The sequence below is a fragment of the Streptomyces nigra genome, assembly GCF_003074055.1.
Lineage (GTDB): Bacteria > Actinomycetota > Actinomycetes > Streptomycetales > Streptomycetaceae > Streptomyces > Streptomyces nigra.
This window is the reverse complement of record NZ_CP029043.1, coordinates 2232838-2245788: the sequence shown is the minus strand read 5'-3', so window position 1 is coordinate 2245788 and position 12951 is coordinate 2232838. Positions and strand designations below refer to the sequence as shown.

General features: G+C 74.6%; 11 protein-coding genes. 2 read left to right on the top strand and 9 right to left on the bottom strand.

The features are described 5' to 3' along the window. Positions 1 to 3 precede the first annotated feature (3 nt). The 8 genes from DC008_RS10405 to pgfA form a co-directional block, all read right to left on the bottom strand. Positions 4 to 213 (bottom strand): Trm112 family protein, encoded by a 210-nt coding sequence (locus DC008_RS10405; protein ID WP_108706727.1) that lies wholly within the window; start codon positions 211 to 213, stop codon positions 4 to 6. Beyond that, on the bottom strand, positions 210 to 1115 hold the full coding sequence (locus tag DC008_RS10400; protein ID WP_108706726.1) for a hypothetical protein: 906 nt from the start codon (positions 1113 to 1115) through the stop codon (positions 210 to 212). Before DC008_RS10400 ends, DC008_RS10405 begins: the two co-directional genes overlap by 4 nt. A 23-nt stretch (positions 1116 to 1138) precedes the next feature. After that, entirely contained in the window at positions 1139 to 1876 is a 738-nt protein-coding gene (locus DC008_RS10395; protein WP_108706725.1) for a class I SAM-dependent methyltransferase, read from the bottom strand. Next, positions 1873 to 3249: a condensation protein gene (locus DC008_RS10390; protein ID WP_108706724.1), complete on the bottom strand. Its 1377-nt coding sequence runs from the start codon at positions 3247 to 3249 to the stop codon at positions 1873 to 1875. The genes DC008_RS10395 and DC008_RS10390 overlap by 4 nt, the downstream gene beginning before the upstream one ends. After that, complete coding sequence (locus DC008_RS10385; RefSeq protein WP_108706723.1) at positions 3246 to 7568, bottom strand: DUF3367 domain-containing protein; 4323 nt, start codon at positions 7566 to 7568, stop codon at positions 3246 to 3248. The genes DC008_RS10390 and DC008_RS10385 overlap by 4 nt, the downstream gene beginning before the upstream one ends. Then, entirely contained in the window at positions 7565 to 8344 is a 780-nt protein-coding gene (locus tag DC008_RS10380) for a class I SAM-dependent methyltransferase (RefSeq protein ID WP_108706722.1), read from the bottom strand. Before DC008_RS10380 ends, DC008_RS10385 begins: the two co-directional genes overlap by 4 nt. Then, on the bottom strand, positions 8325 to 9485 hold the full coding sequence (locus DC008_RS10375) for a glycosyltransferase family 4 protein (RefSeq protein ID WP_108706721.1): 1161 nt from the start codon (positions 9483 to 9485) through the stop codon (positions 8325 to 8327). The genes DC008_RS10380 and DC008_RS10375 overlap by 20 nt, the downstream gene beginning before the upstream one ends. A gap of 222 nt (positions 9486 to 9707) precedes the next feature. After that, positions 9708 to 10694 carry a cell envelope lipid trafficking protein PgfA gene (gene pgfA / locus DC008_RS10370; protein ID WP_108706720.1) on the bottom strand — a complete coding sequence of 329 codons (987 nt, stop codon included), beginning with the start codon at positions 10692 to 10694 and terminating at the stop codon, positions 9708 to 9710. A 205-nt stretch (positions 10695 to 10899) separates the two neighbouring features. On the opposite strand from pgfA, the gene DC008_RS35405 reads away from it, so the two are divergent. Continuing rightward, the gene (locus DC008_RS35405; RefSeq protein ID WP_164492285.1) at positions 10900 to 11052 is read left to right on the top strand and encodes a hypothetical protein; all 153 of its coding nucleotides are present in this window, start codon (positions 10900 to 10902) and stop codon (positions 11050 to 11052) included. A 2-nt stretch (positions 11053 to 11054) separates the two neighbouring features. Next, the gene (locus DC008_RS10365; protein ID WP_108706719.1) at positions 11055 to 12302 is read left to right on the top strand and encodes a PucR family transcriptional regulator; all 1248 of its coding nucleotides are present in this window, start codon (positions 11055 to 11057) and stop codon (positions 12300 to 12302) included. A gap of 5 nt (positions 12303 to 12307) precedes the next feature. Here DC008_RS10365 and DC008_RS10360 read toward each other — a convergent pair whose 3' ends face one another. Continuing rightward, positions 12308 to 12877 carry a DUF2269 family protein gene (locus tag DC008_RS10360; RefSeq protein ID WP_164492284.1) on the bottom strand — a complete coding sequence of 190 codons (570 nt, stop codon included), beginning with the start codon at positions 12875 to 12877 and terminating at the stop codon, positions 12308 to 12310. Between the last annotated feature and the right edge of the window lie 74 nt (positions 12878 to 12951).

Below are 12951 nucleotides of genomic sequence, written 5' to 3'. Positions count from 1 at the left end.
CGGTCAGGGGGCGAGCCGTCTCAGCAGGTCCTCGTGCTCGTCGTCGGTGACCTGCTCACCGGAGTCCGGCAGCAGTTGCGGGACGCCGTCCACGATCGGATAGCGGCGCCGCAACCGTGGGTTGTAGAGGGCCTCGTCGGGCGGTACGAGGTGCAGGGGCCCTTTGTCGAGCGGGCAGGCCAGGATCCGGAGCAGCGGGTCGTCGGGCTTCATGGAGGGGTCAACTCCTCGACGCTTGCGTGGGGTTGCGTTGCCGGGTCGTGCTTGGGCATGGCCAGCAGGACGGCGACGGCGAGCACCGTGCCCGCGAGTCGCAGCGCGAGCCGCGCCGGGTCGTGGGGCAGGGACTCGCCGAACGAGAGCGTGCCGAGCACCGCCGTGTACAGGCAGGTCACCGTCGTGCACACCGGCACGATCAGCGAGGCCCGGCAGCGCTGCAGCGCCGCCTGCGACATGACCAGCCCGAACGCCCCGGTGAACAGCAGCAGATACGGGTACGGGGAGCGCAGCAGGTCGAGCAGCGCGGCGCCCGGGCCGGACGTGGTCAGCCGGCTCGACACGCCCTTGATGGCCAGCGAGCTGACCCCGTACAGCAGGCCCACCGCCACGCCGTACTCGACACCGGTCGTCGGCATGCGGTGCCGGTGCCGGGTGCGCCGCTCGGCGGAGCCGTACAGCCACACGCCGGCCGCCAGCGAGGGCACGCACACCAGCAGGATGAGCGGGTACGGGGCGTCGCCGCCGACCTGGTCCGCGCCCTCCTCCAAGGACAGCACGACCATCAGCAGGGCCAGCAGGATGGCGGCGAGCGCGTACCGCTCCCGCCCGGTCGTCTCCTCGCCCAGCAGCCGCGCCGACAGCAGGACCAGCAGCACCAGACCGGAGACGAAGATGCCCTGCGCGGCCGCGATCGGCAGGGTCCGGTACACCGCGAGCTGCGCCGCGAACCCGGCCGCCAGCGCGAGCGACCCGCCGATCCACAGCGGGCTGCGCAGCACCAGCCCAAGGAGCCGGGCCGGCCGCCGGATCGACACCTCCGGCAGGGCGCCCAACGCCCGTTTCTCCAGCACGAACCCGACGCTGTACAGGGTGTTCGCCAACAGGGCCGCCGCCACTCCCCACCACATGGCCCACGCCCCTACGTCCTGCGCGCGTGCAGCAGCAGGATCGAGGAGAGGGACGGTCTGGCACACGCCAGCCGGTCCAGCGCCCGCAGCGGACGCGGCACCCCGTGGAAGGGCGCCCCCGCCAGCCGTACGACCTCGAAGCCGGACGCGGCCACGAACTCCCGCAGCGCACGGGCCGTATAGAGCCGCAGATGTCCCACGACCTCGCGTCCCGGCCGTCCGTGGATCGCCCGCAGACTCACCTCCGAGAACACCGGCTGGACCCCGGCGAGCAGCAGTCCGCGGTTGTACCAGGCGGCGAGGTTCGGGGTGGACAGCATGAGATGGCCTCCGGGGCGCAGGACGCGGCGGATCTCGTCCAGCGCCGAGTCCGGGTCGACGAGATGCTCGACGACCTCGCTGAACAGCACGGCGTCCACACAGCCGTCCCGGAACGGCAGCCCACCGCCGGTCAGTTCACCTCTGATCGCGTACGGCAGCCGGGTGCGGGCCCGCCTGAGGGCGTCCTGGGACCAGTCGACGCCGACGATCCGGTGACCGGTGAGGAGCGGGGCGGCGGTGGCGGCCGCGGTGCCGTCGCCGCAGCCGATGTCGAGGACGGTGCACGGTGCGCTGCCGGCCGTGCCGAGGGCGGCGGCCAGCATGCGGGCCTGGCGCAGGGACCGGGGGGTGCCGGAGGCGACGGGGACGGCGGGATCCTCGTAGAAGTCGCGGAGGCCGCCGTGGCGCGGGGGCGCGGTGGTGTTCACGGTGCCATCTCCGTGGTGTGCAGATAGTGCTCGAACAGGTCCCGCAGATGGGCGCCGTCGCCGTGGCCGAGCAGGGCCCGTGACCAGCGCAGGGCGAGATGGAGCCGGCCCGCGGTGGAGGCGGTGGTGACGGTGAGGCCGCGCGGCATCCGGGCGGGCGCCGAGAACCACACGGCGTGCGCGCGCCCCGCCTCCTCGCCGAAGTCCAGGGCGTACGGGATCCGGCCGATGTTGCTGAGCAGCGTCGTGGACGTCCAGGGCGCGGCGGCCCGGCGCAGCCCCCGGGTGAGGGCGGCCCGCCAGGCGACCGGTGTCACCGGGGCGGTCAGCAGCGCCGCCCCGCGCCCGAGCTGGGGCCGGGGTTGAGCTTTGAGGGCCCGTGTCCGGGTGGCCGTGCGCTGGAGGAGGGCGGGCATCCGGTCCGCGTCCGTCGTCAACTCCTCGTGCGCGAAGGCGACTTCGACCAGACGGGTGCCGTTGCCGATGGGCATGCCGGCGTCACGGGGGCGGTCGTCCACCGGCATGGTGATGCGCAGGGGGCGGGGACGGGCGCCGTGCTCGCGGTTCCAGTGGGCGAGGGTCAGGGCGGTGGTCACCATGAGCTGGTCGTTGACGGTGTAGGGGGCTCCCCGCGGGCGGCGGGGCAGCGGCAGTTCGGTGACGAGCAGACCGTTGCCGGGGGAGGGCTCGGGGGAGCCGGGGGCGACCCGCGCGGGCCGGGCCCAGGAGGACGGGGCGTCGCCGGCGGGCGGTACGCCACCGGGGGCGCCGCGTACGGGGGGTGAGGCGGGGGAGTTGTCCCGGCCGCCGTACACCTCGGCGGCGGTGGCCAGCACCCGCAGACAGGCGGGGCCGTCGAGGGCCGTGTGGTTGATGGTCAGGAACAGCACGGTGCCGGACGCGGTGTCCGGGGCGGGGCGGTCCGCGCCCCTTGCCGGGAGCCCGACCGCGTCGCCCGCCTCGCTGCCCTCGACCGGGCCCGCCGCCCGGACCACCTCCAGCCGGACCGGCGGCGACGCCGACAGCGCGGGCGCCTCGGTCAGCGCCCGGGTCCGCGCGCCCCGCAGCGCGTCACGCTCCGGCGCCGGGAAGCGCACCACCTCCACATCGGGCTCCGCCGTCAGCTCCCAGGTGTAACGGCGCCGGTACCACCGCCCCGGTGCCTCCCGCATCAGGATGCGCGGATGCCGGCGCAGCGCCTCGGCGAAGGCCGCGCGCAGCCGTGCCTCGTCCAGCCGGCCCGGCAGATGCACCTCGATGTGCACGGTCTCCGGCTCCTCCTCCTGGAGGCAGTGCCGGGCGACCTCGTCGACGACGGGGAACGGCACCCGCACGGGCGCCCCGGCCCGCACGGGCCGCTGCAGCGCGGTCATGGGGCCGGGTCCTTCCGGTCGCGGTCGATACGGGTCTCGGGTTCGGGGGCGCCGGGGCCGCGTGCGGTGACCGTCGGGCCCGCCGCGGATCCCGGTGGTGTGCCCAGGGGGCTCTGCCCGCGTTCCCGGTGGGGGAGGTCCGGCAGCGGACCGGCCGAGGACTGCCCCGCCGATGGCCCACCGACAGGCGCCCGGCTCTCCCCCGGTCGCTCGCGCACACTCACCAGCGCCGCGAACAGGCCGATCAGCGCCAGCAGTTGGGCCGTGTGCCCGAACGCGCCCCGCCCCGCCGCCACCGGTTCCCCGCCGCCCACGGCCGCGACGATGCCCGCGCCCGCCAGTGCCGTGAACGCGATCGGGACGAGCAGGGTGTGCCGGCGCCACGCGAGCAGCGCCAGTGCCGGGACCAGCAGCGCCAGCCACCCGGCGACGAGCACGGCCACCACCGTCAGCGCGACTGTGCCCGGCCACAGCCCCGGCAGCGGGGGCGCGGGGCTCGGGCCGTCCGGGTTGGGTTCCCTGCGCCGCCACAGCACCAGGCCCACGAGGATCGCGAGCCCGACCGCACTGCCGATCAGCCCGGCCTCGTACGTCACCGCCGGTTCGTACGACAGCCGGACCGTACCGCCGGCGCCCGCCGGGATCCGCCAGCCCTGCTGCCAGCCGTCCAGCCGGACCGGCGTCAGCTCGTCGCCGTCCAGTGTGGCCCGCCAGCCGTCGTTGAAGTTCTCGTACATGGTCAGATAGCTCGCCGCGCCGGAGCCCACCGTCAGGGTGCGCCGGTCACCCAGCCAGTCCCGGACCGTCAGCTCCCGTGCGGCCGCGGGGGCCTCGGCGACCGTGCCGCGGGTCAGCGTCACCTCGGTGAGCGCGAGCGGGCCGGCGTCGCCGCCCTCGACCCGGTGGTCCCCGGCGGACAGCGACAGCCCGGCGTCGCCCCGGCCGCGCTGACACAGCGTCACGTCGATCCGCCGGCGCTCCACGAGATCCCGTACGGTCCCGCGCGCGCCCGTCTCGTACAGCTCACCGTCCACCGCGACCACCGGGCCCTTGCCGCACGGCAGGGTGAACTCCCGGTCGGTCTCCGGCTGCGGGGTGCGGTACCGGTCGAGCGCCGGGACGTACGCCTCCGTCAGGCCGACCGGGAGACGCAGGTCCTCGTCCACGACCGGGTTGTGCAGGGTCAGCGGGGCCGACTCGGTGATCGTGATGTCCAGCCGGTCCGTGGTGATCGGCGGGAAGCGGACGATACCGTTCTTGTCGACGCCCGCGATCGCCGCCCCGTCGGGCGAGGAGATGTGCACCTCGGTCGGCCTGGTGGACAGACCGCCGGCCGCCGCCAGCACGATCTCGCCGACCGCCTGCTTCCCCGGCCAGGACAGATGGACCACCGGCCGGTCGCCCGCGATCCACGCCGTGGTCAGGTCGCCGTCGGTGAGGTTGCGCGCGGACAGTCCCGCGCCGAGCCGGGCCGTGGAGTCGGCGGTGGCGGTGATCCGCTCCCGCTGCTCGGGCGCCACCGTGTACAGCAGCCGGTCCAGGGCCTCGCCGGGCACCGGCACCGCCTGCGCCCGCACCTCGTACGTCCCGGCCGTGGCGGTCGTGAACCGCCGGTGCAGGCCCGCCTCCGTGCCCGTCGCGGACAGCCCGGTGGGGTCGGCGGCCCGGGACAGGGAGACGATCTCCGCGTCGGCGGAGGCGTTCCCGGCGTCGGTGGGCAGCCGCAGCAGCCGTGTCACCTGGACGTCCGGCAGGGAGATCTCCGAGAAGCCCGCACCGGTCAGGCCGGCCCGCCGGGACACCGAGTCCGTGATCGTCAGCTTCATCCAGCGGGTCGCGCCCGTGGGCGCCTTCACCGACTGCGCCGACCCGTCGGGCCGCAGGACGCTGTCGCGCGTCCCCTTCTCCGTCTCCACCCGCACCCGCGTCGGCGCCGCCCGCACCCCGTCCTGCGGCAGCGGCGCCACCTCGAACGACGACGGCATGTCGTACGCGCCGCCCGCGAAGGCGATCCGCAGCCACTCGCCGTCCGGCGACCCCGCCGAGCCCTCGGCCCACGCGGTCCCCGGATCGCCGTCGAAGGCGTGCACCGGGTCGAACTGCGGCAGATGGAAGAGCCAGTTGCCGTACGAGGACGCCGTCACCGAGCGGGCGCCGCGCAACTGGGCCACCGTCTGGTGGGCGAGACCGGTCACCGGCAGGATCTGGTGCGGCGGCTCGCCCGCGTCCTGCGAGGCGCCCGGCGCGTTCCGCTCGTCGGCGGTGTACGTGTACGACGTGTTGGCGTTGACCAGCCCGAACCGGGTGTCCGCGCGCCGCATCCCGTCGCCGGTCACCCGTACCTGCGGCGAGCCGAGCCCGGGGTGACGGTCGCCGGTGAGGACCGCGGCGCGGCCCCGCAGCTCCGACGCCAGCGGCAGCAGCGCCTCCGGGCCGCCGGACACCACGGCCGCGGAGGCCACCGGCAGCAGCCCCGCCTGGTGCGGACGGGGCACGTCCGCGCCGGTCGGCCGGTAGATCTCCACGGCACGCTGCCGCGCGTACAGCCCCTCCACCTGGAGCGGGGTGTCCGGGGCGATCCGCCCGCCGGTCATGACCGGACCGAAGCCCGTCACCCGCTCGTACCCGGACTGCTCCAGGGTCCGCTTCACCGTGGTGGTCGGCACGGCACCGATCTGGTCGGGGTCGAGGTCGTTGCGGACGACGACATAGTGGATGCCCGCCCGGCCCAGGAAGTCGGCGAGTCCCGGCACCTGGCTCCCGGTCATCAGGGCCTGCTCGACCGCGTCCATCGCGCGCCGGTTGCCGGGGGTGCCGAAGGGCACGTAGTCGCGCTGCGCCCAGCGCGAGGCGGCGACCACGTCCAGCGGCTGGTCGACGGTGGTGCCCCAGGTGTGGATGCCGTGCGCGGTCGCCGGGGCCACCAGCACCCGGGCGTCCGGCGAGTACTTCTCCATCCAGCCGGCCGTGGCCCGCCAGTACGCGGGGATCTCCTTGAACGACCCCGGGTTGAGGATCGAGCCGTTCAGATACGGCCATATGAGCCCGGGCAGCACCAGCACGGCCACGGCCGGCGGCGCGAACCGGCGTCCGCGCACCGGCCGGGCCCCCCGCGCCTGGGCTGCCACGCCCGCCAGATGCGCGAGACCCAGCACCAGCGCGAGCGCCAGCCCGGTCTGGAACTTGTAGATGTTGCGGAAGGGGGCGAGCCCGCCGTCCAGCCAGTCCTGCACGACCCCGTGGAAGGGCGCGCCGAACGCCCCGCCGTACCCGGCGAGCAGCACCGGCACGACCGTCAGCGCGGTCAGCACCAGCCACCGGCGTTCCGGCATGTCCCGCCGCGCGAGCCCCGCGAGGCCCAGCCCGGCCGCCAGCGCCGAGCAGACGATCACCACGGCGGCCGAGACGACGGTCCAGCCGGCCGGCAGCCACGCCTCCCCGAAGTGCAGATACGCCACCCAGTTCCCTGCGCCGCGTAGCGCCTCCGTGGCCGCCATGGTGTCGGTGGTGGTCTGCGAACTCTCCACGTACGGGAGGAAGTTCTCGCCGTACATGCCGAGGAGCAGCAGCGGGACGACCCACCAGGCGGTGGCCAGCAGCACCCCCGGCACCCACCAGGCGATGAGCTTGCGCTGCCGCGGCCCGGGCGGCCGGGACAGCAGATACAGCGCGGCCGGCAGCAGCGAGGCCAGTGTGGAGGCGGCGTTGACACCGCCCATGAACGGCACGACGAGCGCCGAGCGCAGCGCGGCGACCCGTGCGCTGTACCGTTCGTCGGCCAGCGGCAGCAGCACCCACGGCAGGAACGCGCCCGGCAGCGCGGCCGCCGAGGTCGAGCCGATGACGACGGTGAACACCGGCCACAGCGCGTAGGCGGTCGCGGCGACCAGCCGGGAGCCGCCGTTGCCCACCCGCAGCCGCTCGGCCAGCCGCAGCGCGCCCCAGAACGCGACCGACACGATCAGCGACATCCACAGCCGCTCGGCCAGCCACACCGGCAGCCCCACGGTGTCCGCCAGCCAGTGGAACGGCAGCATCGGCCAGAGATAGCCCGCGTACTGGTCCTGCAGACCGCCGAAACCGCCCTGGTCGTGCCACAGCTGGCCCAGGTCGCCGAGGAAGCGTCCCGGGTCGGTGGTCACGCCCAGCTTGGTGTCGAAGGTCTGCCGCCCCGGCCGCACCGCGAGGAACAGCGCGAACACCACGGCCCAGAACCCCAGCAGCCAGCGCCGCGACCGCGGGCCCTCGGGCGGGCCGGCGGAGGGCGCGGAGGTGGGCACGGCCGCCGGGGGAGGGGTCTGGACCGTGGTCGTCGTCATGGTGGACACCGCCTGAGGATGAGGAGGAGGTTCCAGGTGGCGAACTCGCGCAGGCCGGGCGCCTTCACGACGGCCTCCGCGAGGAACGGCCAGTAGCGGGAGCGCGCCGACACGATCTCCACGTCGTGCCGGGCGCGGACCTGCCGCAGGGTGCTGCCGACGTGCACGGCGAACAGGTTCTCGCCGAGGGTGTGCTTGGCGTCGCGTCCGGTGCGCCGCCGGTAGCGGGCGCGGGCCCGCTCGGCGCCCAGGTAGTGCCAGGGCGCCCACTCGTGACCGCCCCACGGGGACAGCCAGTTGGTGAACGACACGTAGAGCAGCCCGCCGGGACGGGTCACCCGGACCAGCTCGCTCAGAAAGGTCCCCGGGTCGGCCACATGCTCCAGCACATTGGAGGAGAAGGTGACGTCGGTGGCCCCGTCGCGCAGGGGCAGCAGATAGCCGTCGGCGACCACGGCCCCCTCGGGCGGCCGCGCCCCCAGCTCCCGGGCGTCCGGTTCGAAGAGGTACGCGTCGGCGCCCCGGCGCCGGAACTCCTCCAGGAAGTACCCGCTGCCGCCGCCGACGTCCACGACGGTCCGCCCGGCGAGGGGACCGCCGTACGCCTCGAGCTGGTCGGCGGCGTCCCGGGCGAGCAGCGTGTAGCAGGACACGGGGTCGTCCTGCTCGTGCAGGAACGCGCGGAACAGGGCGAGGGACCGGCGCAGCGACGGGTCGCGGACGGGCCGGGTCTCGGGGGAGCCGCGCGGCCGCCCGCTACGGCGTACGGTCGCCACGGCTCACCGCCTCCGCGGCCACCGCGCGGAACTGCCGCACCGTCCGCTCCCAGCGGTAGCGCGCCGCCCGGTCCCGCGCGGCCTTCCCCATCAGCTCCCGGCGGTGCCCGGACAGCGCCAGCGTGCACCAGGCGGCGGCGAACGAGGACTCGCCGCGTGCCAGCACCCCGGTCTCGCCGTCCACGACGGAGTCCCGCAGCCCGGGCACGTCGAAGGCGACGGCAGGTGTCTCACGGGCGGCGGCCTCGGTGACGACGAGCCCCCACCCCTCCACGGCCGAGGGGTGCAGCAGCAGCCAGGCCGCGCACAGCAGCCGGTGCTTCTCCGCCTCGGAGACATGGCCGGTGAACTCCACGCCGGGCCCGGCGAGTTCCTCCAGCCGTCGCCGCTCGGGTCCGTCGCCGACGATCACCAGCCGCCCGCCGGTCACGGGCCGCACCCGTTCCCACAGCCGCAGCAGCAGATCGATCCGCTTGTACTCGACGAGCCGTCCGACGGCGACGAACAGCGGCTCGGGCGACCGCTCGCCGAGCGGCCCCGGCTCCTCCACACCGTTGTGCACGACGCGGATGCGCTCCCGCTCGACGCCGATGGCCCGCAGGGCGTGGGCGGTGGACGGGGAGACGGCGACCAGCAGGCCCCGCTGCCGGGTCCCGGCGAGCGCCCAGTGCTCCAGGCGCCGGCCGAGCCGGGCGGCGGGGGTCAGCGGGCCGCCGAACCGCATCGGCCACAGATCGGTGTGCACATGGTTGACCAGCCGCAGCGTCGGTCCGCGGTGCCACAGCGGGGCGAGATAGGGCATGCCGTTGCAGACCTCGACGAGCAGGTCGCAGTCGCCGACCTGGCGGGCGAAGGCGGATCTCGCCCGCAGATAGTGGTCGAAGGGGCCGCCCGCGGAGACGACCCGGTAGTCGCGGTAGGCCGCCGGGCCCCCGCACAGCAGGGTGACCTGGTGGCCGAGCCGGGTGAGGCCGTCGGCGAGCCGGTCGACGAGCAGCTCGGAGCCGCCCGCGGCGCGGTTGCCCAGGTCGCGATGGGCTAGAAAAACGATTCGGCGCGGTTGTGGGGGGAGCGTCGAAGGGTGCAGCCGCGACGCGCAGGGGAGTGTCGCGCGCAGCGGCGGAGGCACGTGCTGGGGCATCGGTGCTCCAACTCGTCAGGGTGCGGAACTCGGTGTGGGGAGCGAGGTCGGGTTCCTGTGGGGGGAGTCGAAGATCCTGTTCGGCGTGCGGGGATGATGCGGACGACGCGAAGAACATGGACAGGCTGTGTCCGGGTGGGAGGGGACAGTTTTCGCCCAGCCGTCCCCCCGCGGCTACTCACCGAGGTGACAATTTCGGCCCCGAACGGAGCTGACGTTATGTCACATCGTGAGAGAAGGGTGGGGCGTCTCCGGCGTACCGGTCGATTCCGGGTGCCTGCGTCCCCGGACCACCAGTACGGCACCGGCCACCGCGAGCACACCGCCCGCCACGGCCGCCCCGATCGGCAGCGTCACCCCGACCGTGCGGAGCATCCCGCTGTCCCGCTCGGCCTGCCGCACGGCCTCCTTCTGCGTGGCCGTGGTGAACGCGATCTTCCGGCTGTCCAGCAGGACCGCCGCGTCCCGCTCGCCGCCCGGTGCCCGCAGGGTGCGGCGCGGACCGGTCTGCGCGTAGAGCACCCGGCCCGTGCGCTGGTCCACGACCAGCTTGAACCCGTGGTTGGCGTACCACTCCTCGGCCAGCACCTGCGGCCGTTCCGGCTGCCCGACGATGCTCCCGGGGACCAGCCGGGTGCCGACCTTGCGGGGCGCGACCTCGGCCGTGAACCGGTAGCCGCTGTACCCCTGGACCTTCTCGGTGCCCGAGTACCGCATCGTCACCGTCGTCCCACCGGTGTTGTCCCACCACTGGTAGTCGCGTTTGCGCACGTCGAACGGGAACTTCAGATACGCCTCGCCCTCGATGTACGGGCTCTCCTGGCAGCAGTGCACCGGCCGGGTCGTCCTGCGGTCCATCACCCAGCGGTGCGGCGCGAAATCCAGCGCGTCGTGCGGATCGGCGGCCGGCAGCGAGTCGTCGGTGTCGACGGTCGTGATCACGTCCCAGACGGCGTTGCCGCTGCGCTCGCTCGCCGCCACGTCGCCCCGGACGCGCTGGGTGACGGTGATCGTCCTGTCCGGCACGGTCTCGATGCGCTCGGTGTCGAAGACGCTCCCGGTGCCCTTGTAGACGGCTGTGGTGTCGATGTCGACGGGGTTCACGGCGGCCCGCGGTGTCACGTACCAGGCCAGCATCGGCGCCAGGACCAGCAGGAACGTGCCGAGACCCAGCAGGATCAACGAGAGGGGTGAGGCTGTACGGCGCATCCGGCACTCCTGGGGTCGACGCGTGGACGATGCCTGGCCGTGCTCTGGGCGGGGAACCGTAGGGCGGGCCGGACCGGGGTGTCAACGGTCTTGACGGACCATCACGCGTTGTCGACACTGGCCGGACAGGCAGAGGTCGGGACCGGACGGGCGACACCCGGGTGGGGACAACTCCGGGATCTCGGACAGAGAGGCTGACCCTGCGATGTCCAGACTGCTCGCCGCCACGCTGACCGTCGTGCTCGCCGCCCTGCTCGCGGTGGGCGCCGCGCTCGGCGTCGTCGCGCTGCTGGAGGCCACCCCCGACCAGCCGAACACCCCGCTGATCACCAATGAGCAGGCCGGTCAGGGGAGTTGACGGTGGCCGTCCCCCGCACCGCCACCGGGCCGGCCGCACTCACCCGCTCGGCCTGGCACGACGTGCCCCGCTTCCAGGTCCGCCGCTTCGCCCAGCTGGTCCTCGCCGACGCCCCCGTGCTCGCCGAGGAGATCCTCGCGGAGATCCGGCGCGAGTACCCCCATCTGCCCGTCGTGCTCGACGAGTCGGGCGAGCCCATGGCCCTCATCGGCATCCGGCGCGCCATCGAGGTCTTCATCGGGCACCTGGAGACATCGGAGGGCCGGCCCACGGTCCCGCCCGGCGTCTTCCAGGACTTCGGCCGCGGCGAGGGCTACAACGGCCGCTCCCTCGACTCCCTCCAGGCCATCTACCGGCTGGGCGTACGGCTGGCCTGGCGCCGCTTCGCGGAGATCGGCCAGCGCGTCGACATCCCGCCGCCCGCCATGTACGAGCTGGTCGACGCCGGTTACGAGTATCTGGACGGCCTGGTCGACCAGTCGGTGCGCGGCTACGCCGAGGCCGCGGCCCGCCAGGCCGGTGAACGCCTGCGGCTGCAGCGCCGGCTGATGGAGCTGCTGCTCGCCGAGCGCCACCGCGGAGACCCCGCCGACGCCCTGGCCGAACGGGCCGCGCGGATCGGCTGGGCGCTGCCCGCCAAGGTCGCCGTCGGCGTGCTGCTGCGCCCGGCGCGGGAGGCGCTCGCCCCCGCCGTCGGGGAGGGCGTGCTGCTCGACCTGGAGTACGAGCGGCCGCGGATGGTCGTCCCCGAACCGGATGCCGCAGGGCGTCACGAACTGCTCGGCCGGGCGCTGAGCGGCTGGTCCGGGGCGATCGGACCGCCCGTGCCGCTGGCCGAGGCGGCGAAGTCGCTGCGCTGGGCCGAGGCCGCCGTGGGGCTGATGGAACGGGGGCTGCTGCCGGCCGGGGAGGTCCTGCACTGCACCGAGCACACCGAGGCGCTGGTGCTGCTCCAGCCCGAGGAACTGATCGACGACCTGGCGGTGCGCTGTCTGGCGCCGCTGGAGCACTGCGGTCCCTCGCACGGACGGCGGCTCGCGGAGACCCTGCTGGCCTGGCTGGAGACCAGGGGCGGGGCCCCGGAGGTGGCGGCCCGGCTCGGGGTGCATCCGCAGACCGTGCGCTACCGGCTGCGGCAGATCCGCGAGCTGTGGGGCGCCGAGATCGACGACCCGGACCGGCGCTTCGAGCTCGAACTGGTGCTGCGCGCCCAGCGGTTGCGCGGGGTGCTCGGCGAGACGCCCCGGTAGCCGGGTCAGGCGTCCTGGCGGACCGGCCGGTCCCGGCCGGAGCGGGCGCGGGCGGCCTCGGCGCGCAGCCGCCGCCCCCGCCGGGTGAGCCCCCAGGGCTTCAGCACCGAGATCATCGTCATGAAGGCGTACGCCGACAGGGACACCACCGGGCCGAACAGGACGTCCCCGGTGTCCGGCAGCGGCCCGCCCGCGGCGACCTCCGCGACGGCCGTGTCCACGGCGGGCCGCAGGACCAGGGCGGTGGCCGCGGTGGTGCCCAGGGTCAGCCAGAACTTGGTGAACACCCAGCGGTGCCGGGCCAGCCCCCAGTGCGTGCCCAGCGCCAGCACCAGCCCGCTGACCAGGGTGAGCACCGCGAGTGGCAGCAGCAGCCGGTCGGCGAACAGCTTCATGCCCCGTACGGACGCCTCCACGGCCGCCGCGGACCCGGTGGTCGCCGCGGTGGCCCCGAGCGCCAGCAGTCCGAGCGTGAGCCCGAGCCAGCCGGCGGAGGCGAGGACATGGACGACGAGGAGGCCCCGGCGGACCCGGCGGCCCAGCCTCATGACGGTGATGGACGCGGTGGAGGTCATGGACACCACGGTGCCGCGAGGGAGCCGAGGTGACGTCCGACGGCGGGAGTAACCCGGCGTACCGGCGAGGGAGT

Coding starts and splice junctions, on each gene's coding strand:
- DC008_RS10390 (WP_108706724.1), bottom strand. CDS start 3,249: ATGACCGCGCTGCAGCGGCCCGTGCGGGCCGGGGCGCCCGTGCGGGTG.
- DC008_RS10375 (WP_108706721.1), bottom strand. CDS start 9,485: ATGCCCCAGCACGTGCCTCCGCCGCTGCGCGCGACACTCCCCTGCGCG.
- DC008_RS35405 (WP_164492285.1), top strand. CDS start 10,900: ATGTCCAGACTGCTCGCCGCCACGCTGACCGTCGTGCTCGCCGCCCTG.
- pgfA (WP_108706720.1), bottom strand. CDS start 10,694: ATGCGCCGTACAGCCTCACCCCTCTCGTTGATCCTGCTGGGTCTCGGC.
- DC008_RS10405 (WP_108706727.1), bottom strand. CDS start 213: ATGAAGCCCGACGACCCGCTGCTCCGGATCCTGGCCTGCCCGCTCGAC.
- DC008_RS10385 (WP_108706723.1), bottom strand. CDS start 7,568: ATGACGACGACCACGGTCCAGACCCCTCCCCCGGCGGCCGTGCCCACC.
- DC008_RS10360 (WP_164492284.1), bottom strand. CDS start 12,877: ATGACCTCCACCGCGTCCATCACCGTCATGAGGCTGGGCCGCCGGGTC.